The 21,401-nt window shown below is 42.6% G+C and carries 14 protein-coding genes; 9 read left to right on the forward strand and 5 right to left on the reverse strand.

Translation table 11 applies throughout. The annotated features are described in order from the left end of the window. The first annotated feature begins 17 nt into the window (after nucleotides 1-17). Together uvrB and PNK_RS00860 are read left to right on the forward strand one after the other, a co-directional pair. A complete protein-coding gene (uvrB, locus tag PNK_RS00855) occupies nucleotides 18-2,039 on the forward strand; it encodes an excinuclease ABC subunit UvrB (RefSeq protein WP_059059709.1) in 2,022 nt (673 codons plus the stop codon). Nucleotides 2,040-2,153: 114 nt separating this feature from the next. Then, the gene (locus PNK_RS00860) at nucleotides 2,154-3,644 is read left to right on the forward strand and encodes a hypothetical protein (protein ID WP_059059711.1); all 1,491 of its coding nucleotides are present in this window, start codon (nucleotides 2,154-2,156) and stop codon (nucleotides 3,642-3,644) included. Between the two features lie 542 nt (nucleotides 3,645-4,186). On the opposite strand, the gene PNK_RS00865 is transcribed toward PNK_RS00860, so the two are convergent. The 3 genes from PNK_RS00865 to PNK_RS00875 form a co-directional block, all read right to left on the reverse strand. Continuing rightward, on the reverse strand, nucleotides 4,187-5,281 hold the full coding sequence (locus PNK_RS00865) for an adenosine kinase (RefSeq protein ID WP_059059713.1): 1,095 nt from the start codon (nucleotides 5,279-5,281) through the stop codon (nucleotides 4,187-4,189). Nucleotides 5,282-5,586: 305 nt separating this feature from the next. Continuing rightward, nucleotides 5,587-7,848: an ATP-dependent DNA helicase gene (locus tag PNK_RS00870; protein WP_059059716.1), complete on the reverse strand. Its 2,262-nt coding sequence runs from the start codon at nucleotides 7,846-7,848 to the stop codon at nucleotides 5,587-5,589. A 259-nt stretch (nucleotides 7,849-8,107) separates the two neighbouring features. Beyond that, complete coding sequence (locus PNK_RS00875) at nucleotides 8,108-9,772, reverse strand: RNA polymerase sigma factor (protein WP_032124838.1); 1,665 nt, start codon at nucleotides 9,770-9,772, stop codon at nucleotides 8,108-8,110. Between the two features lie 1,105 nt (nucleotides 9,773-10,877). On the opposite strand from PNK_RS00875, the gene PNK_RS00880 reads away from it, so the two are divergent. The 4 genes from PNK_RS00880 (at nucleotide 10,878) to PNK_RS00895 (ending at nucleotide 14,911) form a co-directional block, all read left to right on the forward strand. Continuing rightward, entirely contained in the window at nucleotides 10,878-11,387 is a 510-nt protein-coding gene (locus PNK_RS00880; protein ID WP_059059718.1) for a hypothetical protein, read from the forward strand. A 410-nt stretch (nucleotides 11,388-11,797) separates the two neighbouring features. Then, nucleotides 11,798-12,667, forward strand: a complete 870-nt coding sequence (locus PNK_RS00885) for a competence protein CoiA (RefSeq protein ID WP_059059720.1) — start codon at nucleotides 11,798-11,800, stop codon at nucleotides 12,665-12,667. Nucleotides 12,668-12,792: 125 nt separating this feature from the next. Next, nucleotides 12,793-13,662: a class I SAM-dependent methyltransferase gene (locus tag PNK_RS00890; RefSeq protein WP_197560218.1), complete on the forward strand. Its 870-nt coding sequence runs from the start codon at nucleotides 12,793-12,795 to the stop codon at nucleotides 13,660-13,662. A gap of 532 nt (nucleotides 13,663-14,194) precedes the next feature. Beyond that, the gene (locus tag PNK_RS00895; protein ID WP_059059722.1) at nucleotides 14,195-14,911 is read left to right on the forward strand and encodes a hypothetical protein; all 717 of its coding nucleotides are present in this window, start codon (nucleotides 14,195-14,197) and stop codon (nucleotides 14,909-14,911) included. Nucleotides 14,912-14,982: 71 nt separating this feature from the next. Here PNK_RS00895 and PNK_RS00900 read toward each other — a convergent pair whose 3' ends face one another. Then, nucleotides 14,983-16,311 (reverse strand): hypothetical protein, encoded by a 1,329-nt coding sequence (locus PNK_RS00900; RefSeq protein ID WP_032124842.1) that lies wholly within the window; start codon nucleotides 16,309-16,311, stop codon nucleotides 14,983-14,985. 310 nt (nucleotides 16,312-16,621) lie between these two features. Here PNK_RS00900 and PNK_RS00905 point away from each other — a divergent pair, with 310 nt between their 5' ends. Next, nucleotides 16,622-17,461 (forward strand): ABC transporter permease, encoded by an 840-nt coding sequence (locus tag PNK_RS00905; protein WP_059059725.1) that lies wholly within the window; start codon nucleotides 16,622-16,624, stop codon nucleotides 17,459-17,461. Between the two features lie 9 nt (nucleotides 17,462-17,470). Beyond that, nucleotides 17,471-18,724, forward strand: coding sequence for an ABC transporter ATP-binding protein (locus tag PNK_RS00910; protein WP_051981821.1), 1,254 nt, complete (start codon nucleotides 17,471-17,473; stop codon nucleotides 18,722-18,724). A gap of 30 nt (nucleotides 18,725-18,754) precedes the next feature. Here the strand turns inward: PNK_RS00910 and PNK_RS00915 are convergent, their stop codons facing one another. Then, nucleotides 18,755-20,113, reverse strand: a complete 1,359-nt coding sequence (locus PNK_RS00915; protein ID WP_059059727.1) for a hypothetical protein — start codon at nucleotides 20,111-20,113, stop codon at nucleotides 18,755-18,757. A gap of 242 nt (nucleotides 20,114-20,355) precedes the next feature. Here PNK_RS00915 and PNK_RS00920 point away from each other — a divergent pair, with 242 nt between their 5' ends. Then, entirely contained in the window at nucleotides 20,356-21,399 is a 1,044-nt protein-coding gene (locus PNK_RS00920) for a polysaccharide biosynthesis/export family protein (protein ID WP_032125863.1), read from the forward strand. Nucleotides 21,400-21,401: the final 2 nt, after the last annotated feature.

A 21,401-nucleotide genomic window follows, 5' to 3' on the forward strand; every position in this document is an offset into this window, starting at 1 on the left:
TTTGATCAAAGGGGATTATGAGCAAGGGGCAATTGTTTCGCTTACATACTGATTTTGAGCCAAGGGGCGACCAGCCAGAAGCCATTAATAAGCTAACGGCTGGAGTTTTGCAGAGCAGGCGATCCCAGGTCTTGCTTGGAATTACAGGTTCTGGAAAGACGTTTACTATGGCTAATGTCATTGCAAAGGTTCAACGTCCGACGTTGATTTTGGCTCATAACAAAACCCTGGCGGCTCAGCTTTATCAGGAGTTTAAGACGTTTTTCCCAGACAATGCGGTCGAGTACTTTGTTTCCTATTACGACTATTATCAGCCGGAAGCCTATGTACCGCGGACCGATACTTATATCGAAAAGGACATGTCGATTAACGATAAAATCGACAAGATGCGATTGAGTGCTACGCGCTCTTTGCTGGAGCGTTCGGACGTCATCATTGTGTCTTCAGTCTCCTGCATTTACGGTTTGGGTTCTCCAGAGTACTATCGAGGAATGAATTTGTCTTTGGAAGTTGGTCAAACGAGGCGTCGCGATGACATTTTGCTTCATCTAGTTGAAATGCAGTACAAACGCAATGATTTTGAATTTGTGCGTTCGAATTTTAGGGTCAGGGGCGATGTATTGGATATTTTTCCAGCTTATGAAGAAGACATTGCCATCCGCGTTGAGATGTTTGGTGATGAAATTGAGCAGATCAGCGAAATCGATCCTTTGACCGGCAAGCTCAAACGCCGTCTCAATGGAGTCACTATCTATCCAAGTTCCCACCACGTAACTCCTGAAGAAGTTCGCTTGAAAGCAATGGAAACCATTCGTGCAGAATTAGAGGAGCGCAAAAAGTATTATGAGAGTGAAAAAAAACTTTTAGAGCTTGAGAGAATTCAGCAAAGAACGATGTATGATTTGGAGATGCTGAAGGAGGTGGGAACCTGTAAGGGGGTCGAAAATTATTCACGCCATTTTAGCATGAGGCAGCCAGGAGAGCCGCCTCCTTGCTTAATAGACTACTTTCCTCCAGATTACCTGCTTGTTATCGATGAGTCCCACCAAACATTGCCTCAAATGCATGCCATGTTTAATGGGGACCGTGCACGAAAGCAAACATTGGTCGATTTTGGATTCAGACTGCCTTCGGCTTTTGACAATCGCCCTTTAAAGTTTGAAGAGACATACAGTCGCATTCACCAGGTGATTTATGTCTCTGCTACTCCTGGGGTTTGGGAAGTGCAGGAAGCGGGTGGAGAAGTAGTTGAGCAAGTGATTCGTCCAACAGGCCTTTTAGATCCCATCATCGAGGTGCGTCCAGCTTCTGGCCAGGTGGACGATTGTTTGGCAGAAATTCGCGCTCATGTGGATAAAGGCGGGCGAGTTTTAGTCACAACGCTCACAAAGCGTTTGGCAGAAGAGCTGACAAACTATCTCAATGAATTGAATGTAAAAGCTAAATATCTGCATTCCGATATTGACACGATTGAACGGGTCCAGATTATCCGAGACTTGCGCTTTGGCGAGTTTGATGTCTTGGTGGGGATCAATTTGCTAAGGGAAGGTTTAGACATTCCAGAAGTTTCCTTGGTTGCCATTTTAGATGCCGATAAGGAAGGATTTTTACGTAGCGAAACGTCCTTGATTCAAACATGCGGACGAGCCGCCCGTAATGCAGAAGGGCGCGTGATCATGTATGCTGATAAGATTACGAAGTCTATCAAGAAAACGATCGATACGACAGAGGCAAGGCGAGAGTACCAGGAAAAGTATAATCGTGAGCATGGAATTACTCCTCAAACAGTCAAAAGAGAGATCTCTGTCTTGGTGGAGTCTGAGGAAGATCAAGTCACCTATCCAGCTAAGTTGGATGAAGAGTTCTTTAAGGCGGCTGAAGAGGCGCATCATTACTTAAGCGTTGAAGAAGTCCGCCTAAAAATTAAAGAATGCGAGACAGAAATGAAAAAAGCTGCTAAAGAATTTCGTTTTGAGGAAGCTGCAGAATGGCGCGATAAAATGCGGCGCTATCAACAAATGGAGCTGACTCTCGGTTAAAAGCCTAAGCCTTGCTGGTGAGGGTTTTAACCTCCTCATTTTTGCAGGCTTCTCCCCACTCATGGGCCGTTTGGTTCTAATTAAGAAACAATTCATTAGTGGTTGTAAAGTGCTATGACGATCGATGCTAATCATTTCACGCCGCTCCTTGAAATTCTTTCTCGTTACCCAACGAATAGCCATACCATTTCCTTACATTCAAACGGCGATCAATATGTCATTGACGTTCGAGTCAACCGCATATGGCGTCTGTTATTGCCCAGCCCCGTTGATACGACTTTGGAATGCCTCCAAGAGTTAATTGGGAACAAGCGTTTCAAGCGCATTATTGAAAGGAAGGAATTGGAGTTTTTATCCAATCAGTTTCAAGAGCCGTTTAAGTTTTCTTTGGAACTCGCCAAGAAGCTTTTTTTGGGATTGGGTGATATCCGCTGGGATGATCTTGATGAAGCAGCTTTACGATGCGGCAGAGAGCTTTGCTCTTATAGCGTGTCTGAGATCGATCAGCTATATCGTTCTTTGATTCCTTTTGAGCGAATTGAAGATGTATTCTTTCGTACGCTACCGGAGGTTGCTTACTATGATATGATTGAGACGTGCGGAAAGGGTTATAAAGGCCTCATAGAAAGAGTAGCGACTATTCTTAGCCTGTGGAAGACGTGCGTCGAAGAAAAGATCGACCCTCTAAAGCAGTTTATGAAAGAAGTAGAGGTGCTGACCTCTCGCTTGGGCGATCGAGAGCCTCCAGAAGGCACTGTTATCCGTCTGCTAAGGGGATATTTCGTTGTGGATAAGGTCTTTGCTGCAGGGGGATGTTATGTAAGCGCTTTGCGCAACATGACCGATCGCAAGGTTCCCATTTTGCTTTGCAGAGGTACTGCAGTACGTTTAAAGGCTACGGGCAGTCTTTTATCTTGTTTTAATGATCTCTTGCCCGATATTGGGATGCTTGGAATTAAAAGCATTTGGCAAAACGTGGCAGATTATCTGCATGTGCATCAAATCGAAGAGGTTGATATTTGGGGAAAGAGTTTGGGAGGAGCCCATGCCCAATATTTAACAACACTTGTGACAGGCAAAACTAAGACTCGCGTGGCAACACTGGTTACTTGCTGTTCGGTTGGGGTCAACAATAAAGTCTCTGAAATTTTTCATGAAGCTTTAAAAGACAGGCAAAAAGAAGAACCCGAGGTTTGCATTATCCGCAATAGCGGGAGCGATGGGAAAGCAGAGATCGACTATATTCCCTTTATCGGAGGCATTCATTTGCATACAAGATCTGAACGGACTAAAATTTACTACCTTTTTCCGAGCACGAATGACGAATTGGTTGATGGGCTGCCAACAGGCGGCTGGACGTTGCAAAAAGTCTATAAATTCATCACCTCTTTTTTAAAAGCACATATTCGCCAAACGACGCTTAAAGAATATAACGTCAAATTTGTCTCTCATGTACAGGAAGAGGTGAAAAAAGGGTTGGAGCTGGAATGGATTAGAGAATTGATGGCAAAGACGCTGAATCGAGTGTATGGCCGGCTATTTGATGTCCCTTCATTCGAATACTTCTATCAATCGATCCAGTCGAAGGCAAGAAAGCTGCCTTAAGCTCGTGGTTGCGAAGGAAAATAAGTTCTCTGGATCTCTTTCGGATGGTGCTAATCAAAAAAATCAGACTGCCATCTTTTGAGCAAGCTTGTACAATCCAAGCCTGCTCTTCAATATTACAATTCGCACTTTAGTTTCCGTTTATTTGCAAAAAAAAATTTTTAGTTAGATATAGCCAACTTTTGCATCTAAGCCATTTTTATAGATAAGAAATAAACCGTTTGGCAGATCCTGGAACTTTAATTGGCTTTGAGCAAAACGATTCTCGACTGAGAATTTTCTCTAAACCTAGGAGTTTTTGGATTTAATACAACAGCCTGTTCCTTTGCCGATAAATTCTGTCAGAAGGCTTCCATCCTATATTGTTATGTTGATGAGAAAAAGGATTAAAATAAGAAATAGTTGAAAGCATAAGGCCGGGGTATTTAATATTGAATATTGTTAATAATAATTTCATTGTATCAATTAAAGTAGATAAAAGATTAATGGGTGTTTGAAAATTGATTAAAAAATGAAAGAAAATTATTAATAAAATTTAATGCTTAAGTCCTTTGATCGGTTATTGATTCAAGATTAAGTGTTTTGCGAATGTCCTTCCATTTTTCTTCAGGAAGCTCCGCTCCTTTAATCTCGACAATAGCACTGCCTAAGCGGTTGCCAAGCCTTGCACTCTCTTCTAGCGAATAGCCTTGTTGGTAGCCATATAAAAAGCCGCTCGCGAATAAATCTCCTGCACCTGTTGTGTCAATCACTTTAGCCGGAAAAGCTGGGCTGTGCAAAATGCGATCCTGATGGCCCACTAGGCAGCCTTCCTTGCCCATTAGAACCACAGCTATCGAACAGATTTCTTGCAGCCTTTGACACCCCTCATAGGGATTTAAACCGGTCATCGCCTTGGTTTCATCTTGATTGGCAAAGACAATGTCGACGTAATTGGGAAGCAGTTCGCAAAGAGTTGGGTAGTATTCGCGAACGATTTCAAAGCTGGATAAGTCTATTGAAATTTTGGCTCCCGCTTCTTTCGCTAGTTGCATGACCCGTGCAACCATTTCCCCATTGCGAAGAGAATAAGAGTCAATGTGCACGAGTTTGACGTCCTTAAAGTAGTCGGGATGAAGGTAATGATTAGACATTTCCTGACTGGCTCCGGCAAAAAAACGCATGGTGCGCTGCCCATCTGGTGTAATGAGGCAGAGTACACGGGCTGTTGGGCGAGAGGAGTAAGTGAAGAGACCTGTGATCCCGAGGCCTTTGGTGTAATTGGAAAAGTGTTCTCCCAAAGGATCGGTACCTACGTGGCTTAGAAAACCGCACTTTTCCCCAAGACTTGCCAATCCTTTAATTGTATTGGCGCAGCTGCCGCCTGTCGCAACTTGCGGCTTCAGATCGCTCAAAGCGATGATGTGATTGAGCTTTTCGATGTCGATCGCTTGAGCACCCCCTTTTTCCCCTGGAACATGCTTGAGAAAATCTTCTTTGACAGGAATGAGCAGGTCGATGCAAGCGGCACCAACACCTAAAATGCGATAGGGGTGCTTTGCAATCATAAAGCGATGATCCTCTGATAGTTCGAAATCTTGAGCATGAAGGACAAGATTTGAAATAAGTAAAATGAGAGAAAATACAAGGCTATACATAAGATTAGATGCCTTTGGATAGTGTTGACAAATTTAGAAGGTATACATAAACCATCTGGAAAATTAGCACGCCCAATTTTCCAGATGACTTGCGCATATATCCGGGGCTTATCTCTTTTTCAGAAATAGAATGTAAATTTGGGCCATTCCAATTTTGCGAACACATATCTTAGACTAGCTGATTAAACTAAAATATTTTTTGATTTAAGAAAAGTTTTTTATGTACAACTCAATCCCCTTTATCAAGTGATTTAAAATCAGTTAGATAAGGAATTGCTAGTGTATTAGGGCTGGTAAACACCCTTTTAAGAGAAAGGATTTTGCTTAACAAAATGATAGGTCTTGCGGTAAAAGTCTGCCATTTTGGCCCACAGAGGCTCGCCGTTGGTGAAAGCCTTTTCGCAGGCAGGCAAGCTATTTAAAAAGAGCCTCCCGTATCCTTTTGTGACTAAACGGGTATCTAGGCATACGATGCATCCTCGATCCCATTGGTTGCGAATGAGGCGGCCAAATCCTTGCTTGAACTTAACGATAGCATGAGGAACTGCATATTCAAAAAAGGGATCTCCGCCTCTTTCAACAATTGCTTCGGTACGGGCTTGAATGATGGGTTCACTCGGAACTTTGAAGGGGAGCTTAACGATGATGACACAACGAAGTGCGTCGCCGGCGACATCGACACCTTCCCAGAACGAATCGGTTCCGAATAGGACGGCTCGATCGGTGGTCTTGAATTTATTTAATAGGGTTTGGCGATTGTCCTCGCCTTGTTTGAAAATGGGATAGCGGTTTTCCTCGAGCCGCTTAGAGAGCTTATCGTAGCATTGTTGCAGCATCGAATAAGAGGTGAAAAGCACAAACGCTTGCCCATGGCTTGCTTGAATAGCTTTCCAGATATTTTCATAAGCGATGGCGTTAAAATCGGGATGCGAGGGAGGGGGCATGTCGATGGGCACTGCTAAGAGGGCTTGCTTGTTGTAGTTAAAGGGTGAATCGTAGATGTGTTCTTTAATAGTCCGGTGAGGCAAAAGCTTTTCTGTGAGGCCAAGCCGTTGACGTATGAAGCGAAATTGCTGATTAGAGGTCAGCGTCGCGCTACAAAGGATGATGCTTGGAAATTTGCTAAACAGAAATTCTACTAATGATCTGGAGATATCCAAATCGGCATCAACTAGATGAACATTGATGAGAGATTTGAGCTTATGTGCTTCGATCCAACGCACCTTGTTGGCGGAGGAAGGGGGAGCTATGAAATGATTGAGCAAGGAGATAGAAGTATCGAGGCGCAAGGCTAAGGATTGAATGTCGAGCCTGATCCCTTTGGTCTGATCCTGCAGTCTATCGTTTTCAATGAGCTTGAGGTCTGCTTCTAGGGCACTTATGCTTTGACGATACTGTTTTAAAGTTGTTATGAGCCTATCGGCATGCGGATGAATCTCTTCTTTCCACTTTAGATGGCTCATGTGCTCATTGAGAATGCGCAGTTTTTGCTCGGCTATCGATACTTCTTCTCCCAGAAGGTGATTGGCTGGATTCTTAATGGATTCGATAAAATGAACAAAGGAATCAAACGTCTGATTGATCTGTTCGTGGAGCTGGTGGCGAAGGGCTGGCAAGTCGATTGTGAGGCGGTTAATAAGCTGAAGCATCTCACGAGGGGGTGCTCTGTTGTAAAGTGATTGGAGCTTTTCTTTTAAGATGGGAAGCTTACCCGGTTGCTGGCTATGCCTTTCTGATGCCAATCTACCCAGGGTACGCATGAGTTCGATCCGGTGAAGGCGGGCCGCAAAATATTCGGTTGCGATATCTTCTACATGGTGTGCCTCATCGAGAATAATGCGCTTATAGGCAGGCAGGATGCTAGATTCGCTATAGTTATTTGTATCGGCTCTTCTCACCAAATCGGCAAAGAGCAGGTGGTGGTTGACGATGAGGATATGGGCGTCCTGAGCCTGTTTTCTGGCCTTAAAAAAGAAGCATTGCTGGTAGTAGGGGCATTCGTGATGAGAGCAGGCTTCGCTTTCAGCCCCAACTCGATCCCATGTGGCAGAAGAAGGGACAAAGGCAAGTGAAGAGCGCGATCCTTCAGTTGTTTGATGGCGCCATTCGTCGATTTTGTCGATTTCGGCGCTTTCTTCCGAAGGAAAAAGACGCATTTCTGTTTGGGCATCTTCAAGCTTGCGCAAACAGAGGTAGTTGTTCATGCCCTTTACAAGAACGGCTTTTAAATTGAGGTTAAGGGCAGTGAGAAGATTGGGAATGTCTTTATTGACGAGCTGCTCTTGAAGTGTGATGGTATTGGTTGAAATGACAGTACGCTCGTTAAAGCGGGCTGCCCAAATTAAAGCTGGAATTAAGTAGGCTAAACTTTTTCCCGTTCCCGTTCCAGCTTCAATCAACGCGATGGAGTCTTGATTGTAAGCATCGATGATATTGGTCATCATGCTTTGCTGCTGGGGGCGGGATTCAAAGCCCTTTAAATTGCGGGAAAGAATGCCCTCTGGCTGAATGAGAGCCAAAATTTTTTCAGCGTTAAGGCCTTGTGTCTGATGCGTGGATTGAGACATGGTAAAACTGAAGCTGCCTGGCTTAAACTCAAATGTAAAAGCAGTGGTGAAGAATTATGAAATTGGCTTTGGATTGGGCCAGAAGTCATTGTTAGCTTGTATATAAGCTTTCCTTGATGGGACAGTTGGAATGCAAGAAGAAAAGGATCATCAAGGTTTGTAAAAAGGTTTTAGAAAAATGACTTAAGCCATTTTTCTAAAACTATTAATCAGTGGCTTTTTGCCCGATGAACGACATCCATTGAGCAAAGAACTTTTATTACTCGGCTTCCAATAAATCGAGGAAGGCCTTGAGCTGCTTGGAGCGGATAGGGTGGCGCATTTTACGCAAAGCTTTTGCCTCGATTTGGCGGATACGCTCACGCGTGACGTTAAATTCCACACCTACTTCTTCAAGCGTTTTGGGCTTGCCGTCCAATAAACCAAAGCGTTGAATCAAGACTTTGCGTTCGCGGTCGCTTAAGGTAGACAAGACCTCGCCCATTTTATCTTTTAAGATAGAATAACCGGTAGCTTCTGCTGGAGAATCGGCCCCCGTGTCTTCTAAGAAGTCGCCAAATTGGCTCTCGCCGCCGTCACCTACCTCTGCCTGAAGCGAAATGGGGTGCTGGGCAATCTTGTAGATTTCCCGGACTCTTTCTGGAGTAATGCCAAGTTCTTTTGCAAGTTCTTCAGGACTCGGCTCACGGCCTGTTTCCATCATCAACTTTTTCGCACCGCGCAAGACCTTGTTGATCGTTTCAATCATATGGACAGGGATGCGAATGGTACGTGCTTGGTCTGCGATGGCACGGGTAACTGCTTGGCGAATCCACCAGGTTGCATAGGTTGAAAATTTATAGCCACGTCTGTATTCAAATTTTTCAACTGCCTTCATCAAGCCCATATTACCTTCTTGGATGAGATCCAGGAATGATAAACCGCGATTGGTGTATTTTTTGGCGATGGAGATGACCAAGCGTAGGTTGGATTCTACCATTTCACGCTTCGCTTCTTGGCTCTTATCCATCCAGCGTTGAAGCATCTTGACATCTTTCTTGAAGTCATCCAGTAAGCGGCCGGCAGCCAATTCCCGCTTGCCAAGCTTGCGCTGGGCGGCCGCTAATTTTGCGGCAGCAAATTTGTTTCTTTCTGCGCGGGGAGTCAGTTCTTGAATTTCTTTTTCCAGGAATAGAAAGCGATCGTATGCGCGTAAGATGACCTCAACGAAATCGTCGATGATATTATGTCTCAGGTGAAGCCTTCTAAGATAGGCCTGCATGCGAATGCGGCATTTTTCAATATCTTCAGTCACTTTGAGCTTTTCAGTTTTTTTCAAATTTTCGTCGGTGAGCTGGTCAAGCAATTTTTCTAAGATGAGGTCTTCTTCCTTCAATAACTGGCAAAGTTTAGGAAGAAGGCTCATGAAGTCTTGCTTGTTGACGACCTCTTTTTCAGTAATTGACTTGTCAAAGCGCTCTTTACCAGTTAAAAGATAGTTGGCGATAGAGATAGCCTCGGAAGTGGCGTAGCGAAAGCGCATAATGATGCGTTCAATTTGTACTTGTGCCTTCTCGATCCGTTTTGAGATTTCCACTTCTTCTTCGCGGCTTAAAAGAGGGACGGAGCCCATTTCTTTAAGATACATGCGGACGGGGTCGTCGGGCGAACCTTCTGAACGTTTGGGGAGGCTTTCTAATTCTTTAGCTTCTTTTTTGCGCTCTTTTTGTTTATCTACTTCAGATTGGTTGAGAACCTGAATGTCCATCCCGCTAAGGAAAATGAGAACCTGATCGATCTGATCAGCGGAATCGAATGACATGGGGAGAATTTCATTAATCTCCTCATATGTAATGAAGCCTTGCTCTTTGGAAATAGCGACAAGTTCATCAATTTTTTGCTGATGCTGTTGAGAAAAATGATTCTTGAAGTTCGTTTTATTCATGCTTTCCTAAAGTAGAGAAATAAGAAATACGAGGCGTTTAATAATCCAGTCAAGCTTGAGTTTTTTTGAGAAATAGATAAGCCACGGGTAACTAGATAAAAAACCACTAACGTTGTATGAGTTGGCCAAACAGCTAATTTAATTAACCAACTTGGAAAAAAAGGTATAGACATTTTGTGATAAATAAAGCGTTTTTGTCAAGAATGGACCAAATTGCTACACGGTGATTGTATGCATAATGGAGATGAAGATTTATCACAAGCACAATTCTAGCAGAAACGGCAATTTACGCCATCCTCTACTTTTTTATTTAAGATGAGCCCTTCTATGATAAGGCAGCGAAGGCGCTTAATCGGCTCGACAATAAAGCCATGACCTTATCGCGGGCTCATAGGTTATTTGCTCAATCGAATGAATCAAATAAGGGTTTAAAATCTAGTCTCAAAAGACTCTCCTATCTGCTAAAAAGAAGCAAAAAGGAGGGCCTGTTGAGTTTTCTCATTTCTTAATTCTGCTGCTTATGTTAGTCAAAATTCACTCTAGACTGCCTTACAGAATGCTAGAGGATTTGCCAAATCTATTCATAAACCCTTTCCAAGCTAAGCTTGCGTCGTCGCTCACCTCTTAGATGCTTCCGGATTAAAAGTCATTGGAGGAGAAGCGCGGAAAGTTAAAATCCATGGAAGAGGAAGACCTCGAAAGTGGATTAAAATTCGTTTGGCTGTAGACCTAAAGACTAAAGAAATTGTCGTTCATACTTTAACAATCAGTCAATATAGCTGGAGTGGCCGGAGCGTTTAACGATTTAAATATTTTTGGATGGTAGGAAAGTTCGGTTTTCTCTTTAGCTGTTTGTTAGGATATGACCAATGGTGTTCGCGCATCCGAAACTCCTTTGTTTTCTCTTGGGAGTTTCTTTTTTTTCAGCATTTCTCTCAATTCTTCAGAGAAATTTTTGCATAACAGCCTTTTTATAGTGAACTTTAAAAAATAATTAACAGGTGTTAAATAAATTATTTTTTACTAGTTTTATATTAAGTTTTCGTTTAAATAATGTAAATAATATATTTTTAAAGTGTCCTTAAACTTAAAATAGAGGCTTTTTATGAACCATCTTAGATTGGGGCCCAGTTATTATGCCCCAACTGATGTAGCAGTCACCGATGAAGTAGCAATCGATGGCGTTGAGCCACCAGTTACGCAAGCTGCAATAGGAGACGGGATCGGGTTTAGAGCTCACATGGAAATACAAGAGGTATTAAATAACATAACAACCTTACAAGAGTTGCGTCCCTTAGTTCTTGCCGCTAAAGAAGATATATTTTTTTGGGGATACCGTTATACTTATATTCCAGGGTATGCAGGAACGCTGCCAATCGACGCCTTAGCTTTAAAGGTATTAAGCATAGTATGTAGGCCACCGGGAAATGTTAAAGTTAGTTATGCGTTGAAAAGAAAAATTAAAGATTTGTGGAAACAAAGTGATCGAAGATTAAAAGAAAAAAGTGTGATTACAAATCTAGCTTGCATAATTAGAGAGATATGGGGAAGGGTAAAATCCTTAAAGGAAGGGCGTTACAGTACTCGAGATGATTATAATTTGAGTCTTCTATAGTTTGATCGGCTGTGTTGAAAAAGTTAATTTGAAGAAGTTGATAGAAATGCCGAAAAAAAGAAACTCCTTGTCTTCCTGGCAAGAGAAAAGGAGTTTCGGATGCGCGAACGCAATTGGTCTTTTTCAAAACAGCCAGTTTGACCAAGGTTCTTTAAATATTTTGCTCGTTAAAAACTTTAATTTTACAGATTTGTTAATTAATTTCTGCGAGAAAAGTAGCTTTCGAGGTTTTTATTTAAAAAAATTCTCGTCATGATCAATGCTAGTTTAGCAATGTTAATACTAGACAAGAATGTTAATACTAGACAAGACAGTTACATGCTGAGACATTGCTATTTGATTCGAAGAAAGCAAATTGTTTACTACACACGAGATCATAAGCAGCGCCTATCGATTAAAATGAAGGTTTTATGCAGCTCTATGCTTTGGATGAAAAGGATGAGATCATCAGTGCCGAGAGCGCTCAAAAACAGCGTGACTATCGCTGCCTTGAATGCGCGAGTTGTGTGCGCCTAAGGAGCGGCTCACATCGCAAGCGGCACTTTTATCACTTGGAGCCCAATCGCTCTTGCCGCCTGCATCAAAAAGGAGCCGTTCATCTCCAGCTGCAAACGTATTTTTATCGCCATCTACCAGAGGGCGATTGCCAGCTCGAATACCGAATGCCTGCTATCGGACGTATTGCCGATGTGGTCTGGTTTTCAAAGAAAATTGTTTTTGAAATCCAATACTCTCCAATCACGGCAGAAGAAGTGAATCGGCGAAATCTTGATTATCAAAGGCTTGGATGGACGGTAGTATGGATCTTGCATGAGCGGCGCTTTAATCACATTCGCTTAAGCGCGGCTGAACACCTTCTTCGCTACCTGCCTCATTATTTTACGAACATGAATAGCCAAGGAGATGGTATCATTTACGATCAGTTCGATCTCATCTACCAAGGAATGCGCCGCGATAAGATGGGTCCGCTGGCTGTCGATTTTACACAGCCCTGCCCATTTCTAATTGATCAAAAGGGAGGCCTTTCCCTTGAACGGGTGCGAAGACGTGCGGAACACAGTCCTTATTTTTTTGCCGGGGATTTAAGCGATTTAGAGCTGCGAAAGAGGGAAGACTCTTACATTCAGAATGCCTTGCAAAAAGAGATGGCGTTTACACATAACGAACAATTAAGGAGAGTCTTGCAAAGAGAGTGTGTGTTTAGACGGCTGGCAAATGTTATTTTTAAGCGCCCTTACCAGTTTGTTTTTCGCCTGCTGCTCGAGCGCACCTGCCGCTAATTGAGAGCAGTAATTTTGAGATATTTACTTGAAAATAATCTATCTGGTCGGGCACGTTCTTGAGGCTGTGCCCTATGTAGCCAAAGAGGGACGCCAAAATCTGAATACTTAAACGATGAAGAGGGATGATGGAAAGGTATATTAAGGCGGTCAAAAAAAGAGTGAAAAATGTCACGGATCGAGTCAAAGGCGCCTACCATATTTTGTTTGCAAATCAGCAGACGCCTTTAAACCGCTATAGCGATGTCTTTCCCCATCCTCAAAACGCCCTCAATATTTTCCCCGATGAATGGCGCTCGCGCTTCCCAGAACCCTACCGTCATCTTCAAGCCGGAGAAACTCCTCTGTTTGAGGATTTGGGGGTCAAGTGGGGAATAGAGCAAATGGCTGGAGTCGAGGGGAAAAAAGTGCTTGAATTGGGTCCTTTAGAAGGAGGGCACTCTTATATCTTACAAAGTGAGGGGGCATCTTCTATTGTTTCCATCGAGGCTCATCCAAGGGCTTATTTAAAGTGCTTAATAGTCAAGGAAGTTCTCAAATTGAATCGCGTGGAATTTCTGTTTGGAGACTTTATGGAGTACTTGCGTCAATCGCCCGACCAGTTCGATATAGGCATGGCTGTTGGAGTGCTCTATCACATGAAAAACCCGGCGGAACTACTCGCCTTAGCTGCCAACAGATGCTCTAAATTATATGTTTGGACTCATTACTACGATAAAAAAGCTTGTCAAAAGGCTTTATTAAAACCCCGTTTTTCTGCCCCCGTTGAAGCCGATTATCAAGGGTTTAAACACACCCTGCATAAATATAGCTACGGAGCAGCTCGCAAATGGCGCACCTTTATTGGTGGGCCGGCTACGATGAGTAATTGGCTCACTAAAGATGACATCATCGCTTGTTGCCGCCATTTTGGCTTCACCCGCTTTGAGATCAACTTTGACAGTCCCGACCATCCGCATGGACCTTGCTTCTCTTTCGTGGCTCACAAAGAATAAAAAGTGTGTATTTACTTTATTCGGGCCGAGTACAAAAAGGGATCTCATTTTCTGGAAGGTTTTGATTGGCCCCTTGAGTCTCTTGCCGCTTGCTAGATTTTTGCAAGAGCCTCACAGTAATCAGTCGCTCTCCGAGCTCTTATTATTTTTTATTTCGTTACCCACAGTTTGCTAATCGCTCACTATGGGCTCTAAAATCCGGCCTAAAGTCTCTCAAAAAACCTGCTTTGGATAGAGCTCTTCATAGATGGGGAGCAGAGCAGTCAATGGCTTATCAAGCCCTGCGTCTCTCAAGCCTTCGTCTCTCGCGTTAAACTCTTCGCTGTCTCATTAAATAGAACCCACCTAAGCCTCAAACTTTACCCAACTTTTAATAATAAACAATCAACTTTTTATGTAAATTTTAATTCAAAATCACATGTTTCTAAATCGATTTTAACTTTAATGTTTTAATTTATTAATTACTTTGTTGATTAATTTGTTTGTAAAACTGAATGTTGGATATTAAATAATTTTAATAAGAGGTGATTGTATGACTATGCAAGTTGCAACATACGGGTTAACTTTGGCTCAACCGGCGTCTTCTTCAGCTTTAACTGCCGACATGACTAAGGCTTTAGTGGCGAAGGGGAGTTGGCAAATTGATAGTAATGTGCAAAATTGTGCGCAAACGCTATTGGACTGCGGGGAATATTTATCATATGCAAAGTATGCTCAGTATGTACCTGGTGCGCCATCTATATTAAAACACAAGGCAGTGAGCTTGGTAGGCGATTCTTGCAGGATTGTGAATTCAGGCGTAAAAATAAAATCCAGAATCGATTCAATTTTATCCAATGAAAGCTCAGCAGATTTAAAAACGAAGCAGTTAATTGAAGTGGCCCAGTTGGCATTTGGCATTGCTAATACGCAATTTGTCGGATACTTACCAGAAGCTGTTGGTACTTCTCTGAAGTGGGCAAATGATCTGTGCGGTGTGGCTACTTTGGGATTGAATTGCAAGGGAAAGATGGATGAGGTGGCCGATTGCAAAGAGCCGGGCCTTGCCCATACCAAAGATAAGATTGAAGCGACACGCTTGGCCTTATGGACAGCGGATGCGGCCCTTAACATGGCTGGAGTGAGCACCTTTTCACCCCTAAAAATGACAGTGTCGGTGGGATCAGGCCTTTTGACGGCAGCCAAAGTTGGTGTGTCATCGGCTCAGTGGGTTGGAAAGGCGGCAAATGCCGTTTTTAATCGAGCCTAATACATCTGGTTTGCTAGTCAGGAAGAAGAAATGACGTGCTATTTCTTTTTTCTGGCTAGCCGTAAAATGGATTAGGTAGGGTAAAGAACGCCAATAATGTAATTTCTGAATAATCCTGAAGGAACAATTCCCAAGTGACAGCTTAAAAGGATTTCTTGGCCGTTTTTATTTTTAGCCAGTAGGCGAATTTGCGATTCTGTTGCGGAGGACAGGGTATTTAATCCTCTCTTCCAATCGGCCAATCCTTCTTGGATGATGCTGGAGAAGTCTGATGTAAACTTATCGGGACTCCAACCAAGAAGTGCCTTGGATTGGTGATTGGCAAAAAGGAGTTTATGTTCTTTTTGCGAATAGACAACGATTAAACCACCTTCTTCGTTTCTTAGGCCGTCAAAGAGGCGTCTTTGGTCGATAGCATAATTAGAGGAAGAGAATTCCCGGTATCTTGTCGCCTCATTGCTATAGTAATTGGCGCCTGTTAATTTCTGAGCCATGGTAATGCATTTTTTTAGAAGAATAGTGGCTTCAGGAATGCTTCGAACCCATTTATCGGAGTTGGAATGATTATTCGAAGGTATAAAGTTCGTATGCATGGGATAATTATCTAGGTCTTCTAAAAACGGGCCGCTAATCTTTGTCTTAAAAGTATCTTCCTTTTTTGCTGGGGCAGATTCGGTTTCATGCAGATAAAGGAGGGTTTTAATTTCATAGCTTAAATCATGAACTTTAGTATCTAGCTGATAAATTTGATCCTGTCTTTTTTCCATTTCGCCGCGCTGATCTTCGATCATTTGCTGCAGTAAATTAATCTGCAGCTGCTTTTGTTTGAGTTGCTCTTCTGAAAACAATTTATAATCGGAAAAATCCTGGGAAGTCTGCTGGGCTTTGACAGAAAGCAATTGATTTTCTTCGGTTAAATGCTCGATGGCTAGGCTTTTGCTCTGCACCTCTTCTTCTAAGCGCATTTGTTCGCTTTGACTTTCTTTTAAATTGGTCTCTAGTAGGCTCAGGTCTTTAATATCATCTTTGATGGAGTGAGGCTCACTGTCGATTAGCTGGGGGAAGGTGTGAGAGGTGTCTAGAGAGGTAACTTTATTTTCTTTTTCGGGATTAAAGCTAATTTGATGAAAGAGCTTAGACTGTTCAGTCTGGAGTTTTTCTTTTAAAGCGAGCTCCCAATAATAAATAAGCAGGATAAGGCATAAAGATCCGCAAGCGATCAGTAACAATCCAAAAGAGAGCATCGACCAACTTTTGTGATGCGACATGAGTCCAATACTATAGGATGCGAAGAAGAGCAAGGGCAGGAGGTAGAAAAAAATAATGGCAATCGAGAGATACTGCCGATTATTTGTTTTAAATTTCATATTGGAAGATACGATTTCATTGACTTGATTCATTGATGATTCCCACTATACACATTTAATATTAAAAAGACACAGGGAGCTTGCGTATTTGCTTAAAACTCATTTCCCGGAGAAGATTTACTTTAAGTTGCAGTCTATTCCTTCCCTTGCTATGTTGCTTCCATTGAGTCTCTGCTAAGGAAATTTCTGTAAAGACTCTCTATATTTTAAAATTGAACAGTTAAAGCGTAAAAGTTTAACTGAAATTATGATTTTATAAAGATAGTAAAATTTATTTTAATCATCGTTCTCATAGCAAACTTTTTACACAAGAGCAATAGCTAAGTCGAGGCATCCCTCCTGTATGTCAAAAAAAAGCGCAGAATTTAATCTTGTTATCGACGCGAGTGGAACGCAAAAAGAATATCTGAAGGATTTTTTTCGCTATCGCGAGCTCCTTTACTTTTTCACTTGGCGCGATATTGTCGTGCGTTATAAGCAAACTTTTTTAGGAGTGCTTTGGGCCTTGATCCGTCCATTGCTGAATATGGCCGTTTTTGCCTTTGTCTTTGGAAAAGTTGCTGGATTAGCTTCTGGACATGCAAATTACCCTTTATTTATTTTAGCAGGCATGCTTCCCTGGCAGCTATTTGCTAGCTGCTTAGTTGATTCTAGCAATAGTTTGGTCAATAATGCCTCAATGATTTCCAAGGTCTATTTTCCGCGCATGATTTTGCCAATCAGTTATATTTTAGTGAATTTCACCGATTTTCTTATTAGCCTGGGATTGTTGTTTGCAGCCTTTTTGTTTACTGGAACGCCGCTTCATTGGACGATCCTTTTTCTGCCCGTCTTTATGGCTTTAACTTTACTATTATCGGTTGGAACAAGTTTATGGATGGCTGCCTTTTCGGTTCGCTTTAGAGATATCCGCTTTATAGTCCCATTTGTCGTCCAATTTGGTATGTTCATTTCACCGGTTGGATATGGAAGCTTTCTTATTCCTGGGGGACCATGGCGCTGGCTGTATTTCCTTAATCCGATGGCAGGCATGATTGAGGGTTTTCGCTGGTGTTGTTTTGGAGAATTCCACACCGACCTTCCTCTAGCGGTGCTCTTGTCGTGTGCGATTAATGCCCTCTTGCTTGTGACAGGTTTTTACTATTTTCGTAAAATGGAACGTATTTTTGCAGACATCATTTAGATAGGCGTTATGACTATTGTAGAAATTGAAAATTTATCCAAAAAGTACCTCATTTCCCATGAGCAGCAACAACCTTATGCTTCAATTAAGGAAATTGCCACTAATTGGGCAAAGCAGTCATTGCGCCGCCTAACTGGGCGCGCCCCGGCTCAAGCAAGGGTAACCTATGAAGAGTTCTGGGCGTTGAAAGATATCAATCTTTCCATTCAAGAAGGGGATCGCGTGGCCTTGCTTGGTCGCAATGGGGCTGGTAAGTCGACGCTGCTCAAGCTTCTTTCTCGTATCACAGAGCCCACAACTGGCAGGCTCAAAATTCGAGGGCGCGTATCAAGTCTTTTGGAAGTGGGAACAGGCTTTCATCCCGAATTGACTGGAAGGGAGAACATTTTGCTCAACGGAGCAATTATGGGAATGAGCTATCAAGAGATTCGCAGTAAGTTTGATGAAATTGTAGCTTTTGCCGATATTGAGAAATTTTTGGATACGCCCATCAAACGCTATTCAAGTGGCATGTTTATGCGTCTTGGATTTGCCATTGCGGCTCATTTAGATGCCGATTTATTGATCGTAGACGAGGTGCTGGCAGTTGGCGATGCTCAATTCCAAGAGAAATGCCTCAAAAAGATGAATGAAATGGGATCTAAAGGTAGTACGGTTTTATTTGTCAGTCATAGCATTAACTCGGTGCTCTCCCTTTGCAACAAGGGTGTGTTTCTTGAAAAAGGGGAGCTTAAGGCGTTTGAGCCCATCGAAACGTGTGTCAGCCGTTACATCCGCAGCTGTCCTGTGGCAGGCTTGGAATGGAAGGGTGATTTTGGAGATGAACACATCCGCATTTACCAGGCGGCCTTAGCATTCCCAGGCTCTAATACGGGCTTCTTTTATCAAGGCGAGCGAACCGCCTTACAGGTGAATTTTGAAGTTCTCAAGCCGCATTCCGATTTAATGCTTGGATTCAGTGTTTTAAATTCACGTAATCAGACCATTGCCCGTTCGCGCCTTTGTGATCACGAAGAACACAAGGACATCATAGAAACTGCGGGGCTTCATCGTTTGGCTTTTGATATAGACTTAAGTCTTTTTCATCCAGGCGAATACCAGATTAAATTGGAATGCTCCATTCTGAATAAAAAACAAATCTTGCAAGAAGATATCCTGCTGAAGTTTGCTGTCTGTTCTCAGCAGCAGGCTCTTAAGTACGAAATCGGAATTGAAAAAGATGGGATCAGCTTGGGCAATCGCTGGCTTCTGCAGCAACTCTGATCAACGTCGTTCGAGGATAGCGATCGCTGCCTAAAGAGATGCGAGTTGTTGAGTCATATTCGGATTGACAGGACCTGTTTTTTTGTCTGCAACAATGAGTGGACGGTGTGTTGTTTCAAAGGCATAACCGGCAGCAAAAAAGAAAAAGCTCATCGTCTTATAGGCTAAATAGGCATCAAAAAAGACCATATTGATGAAGAAGGCGATCGTCATCCACTTTAACTGCATATTAATGCGGGCTAGCGAGCGGAAAAAATTCCAAAAAATAAACGAACCGATCAGGCCGTACTCTACAAAGATTCTCAAAATCCCGCCATCTAGTGCCGACCAGGCAAAGCCAGGTCCAAGGCCTTGTAAATAAATTTCTGGATGATGGACGAAGACTTTTATGACAAAAATCCATTTGTGAATACGCATCCACCAACTCATATCATAGTCATCTGAAGCAATAACTTCGTTACCAACGGGATTTTTGGTCATGTCGATTTTATTCCAGACAACGTGTGCCAATTGAATATTTTTCATTGAAAACAAGCTGGCGCTGCGGCTGGAAATGGAATCTGTTTGCGATATTAGATAGACGAGGATCGATAGTACAAGAGGGGTGACAATGCCGATGAGGACAAAGGTTCCGCTTGACTTCCAGTTGACCTCTTGTTTTAGTTTGCCAAGAAAGCATATGAATAGGGCTACCAAAGAGATTCGATTGCCTGTGAATACGACAAATATTCCAAATAAGCCAAACATCCAATACAAGTAGCTTTTGCGCAGAACATAGCGTGAAAAGGGGGAAGCAAATAGATCGACAATTTTAGAGCGATAGCTGTCATCATAGATCATGTAGCAAAAGAGCAAATTGAGCAGGAGCCCCATTTCAGAGGGAAAAGAAGCGATTCCTTGCACGCGGCTTGAAACATCGGTGTGATAACCTACGACTGTGATGGCTCCTGCTAAATTGAATTTTTGCAGGGTCATGAGCAAAAAGTTCCAAACGAAAAACCCCTGGATGAAAACCTTGCCCAAATGAAAGCGGGAGGCTAAAGCGCCGATGTAGAAAAACAGGAAGTATTCCAAGAGGCGGACTGCGTAAAAGATCTTGGCGTCTAAAAGGACAAAACCGTTGGCCACTAAAAAGCGGTTGGACATAAATGAAAGGATAGAAAAGAAAGTCAGGGCCAGGATCCATCCTTCGATTTTATATAGACGCTTGTGAAGCATGGCATGTGACCAGATCAATAATCCCCCAAATAAGAACAAAAGAAAGTCATCGATGCGTAAACCGGCTGTTTCTGAATCAAAGCTAATGAGATTGATTTTGGGAAGAAATAACAGCGGAAGACTGAAGAACAAAATGAAAAGGGAGAGTTTTTTGTCAAAAAAATGGGTCATAGTAGATCTTGGGTCAGCATATATAGGGCACGGTTATTAAAACAGAAGCTTTAAATCTTGCAAAGCAGATTTGATCTGTTTTAAAGAGAGTTCTTTAAAGAGAAAAACCTTTCGATTTAATGCGAAATCAGCTAAGAAGTATGAGTCCTAAAAGTAGAAAGATTTTAAACGACAACACTCTCTTGCATATGTGCCCTTATCTCAAGGGTTCTTTTGTTTATGCCCTCTTTAATGGTTTAGTAATGAAATTTTTTGCCACAGCCCTATTATGTCTCCTCCTTTTCAGTTCTTGCAGCCGCCCTTGTCATCACTATGATATTTTTGGGGCAGATGAATTTGTCATCGACTCTTACAAAATCAGGCAGGGGAAACTTGCTATTTTAGATATGGAAGGCGTTGAAGTTGGTGAATTAGCCTGTGATGCAATGGACGAGTATCAAGATGTCATCGCTGAAGATGATATCCTCAATATCGCCGTTTATCATCCCAAACGCCGCGATGTTATGGATTCTATTCAATTTATCAACGAAACCATCGGTTTCCGTGTAAGCGAAGGCAAAGTCGATTTGCCAGATATTGAACCGATTGAAGTCGCTGGTTTGACCCTGGAAGAGGCTCGTCAAAAAATTCAACTATGCTATCGAGAGCAGATTCAAGACATAGAAGTCTTTCTTAACTACAAAGATCGCTTATCGCGCAAAGTTGAGCTGACAGGCGCTGTTGCGACTCCTGTCATTGCAGTCGATGGAAAAATCCGCCTTTACGAAATACTAGCTTTGGCAAAAGTGCCCAATAATGCCAACTTTTTTAAGAGTTATGTGGTAAGGGACGGTGAGCAGTTGCCGATCGATTTGTACAAGTTGATGAATCAGGGAGATATGACGCAAAATATCGTCATGTATGGCGGGGATCGTATCTTCATTGCTGCCCCAAGTGATGCAACTGTCATGGTTATGGGAGAGGTCGGACATCCGCGGGCGGTTAACTTGCCCTATGGTTTTATGTCGCTGCGTGAAGCCCTTGTATCGGCTGGTGGAATTCCCTTTACAGGTAATCGAGACTGCATACAGGTGATTCGGGGAAATCTGCAGAATCCAAAGATTTATGTTCTTTCCTGGGATCACATCATCCACTTGCCTAATGATAGCCTGCTTTTAATGCCGGGCGATACCGTTTATGTTTCCGAGAAGCCAATCACGCAATGGAACCGCTTCATCGACCAACTCCTGCCAAGCTGTTTAGGCGCTCAAGCAGCTTATGGAACGTATAGAATGTTTAGAGATTAAGG

Source organism: Candidatus Protochlamydia naegleriophila, from assembly GCF_001499655.1.
Lineage (GTDB): Bacteria > Chlamydiota > Chlamydiia > Chlamydiales > Parachlamydiaceae > Protochlamydia > Protochlamydia naegleriophila.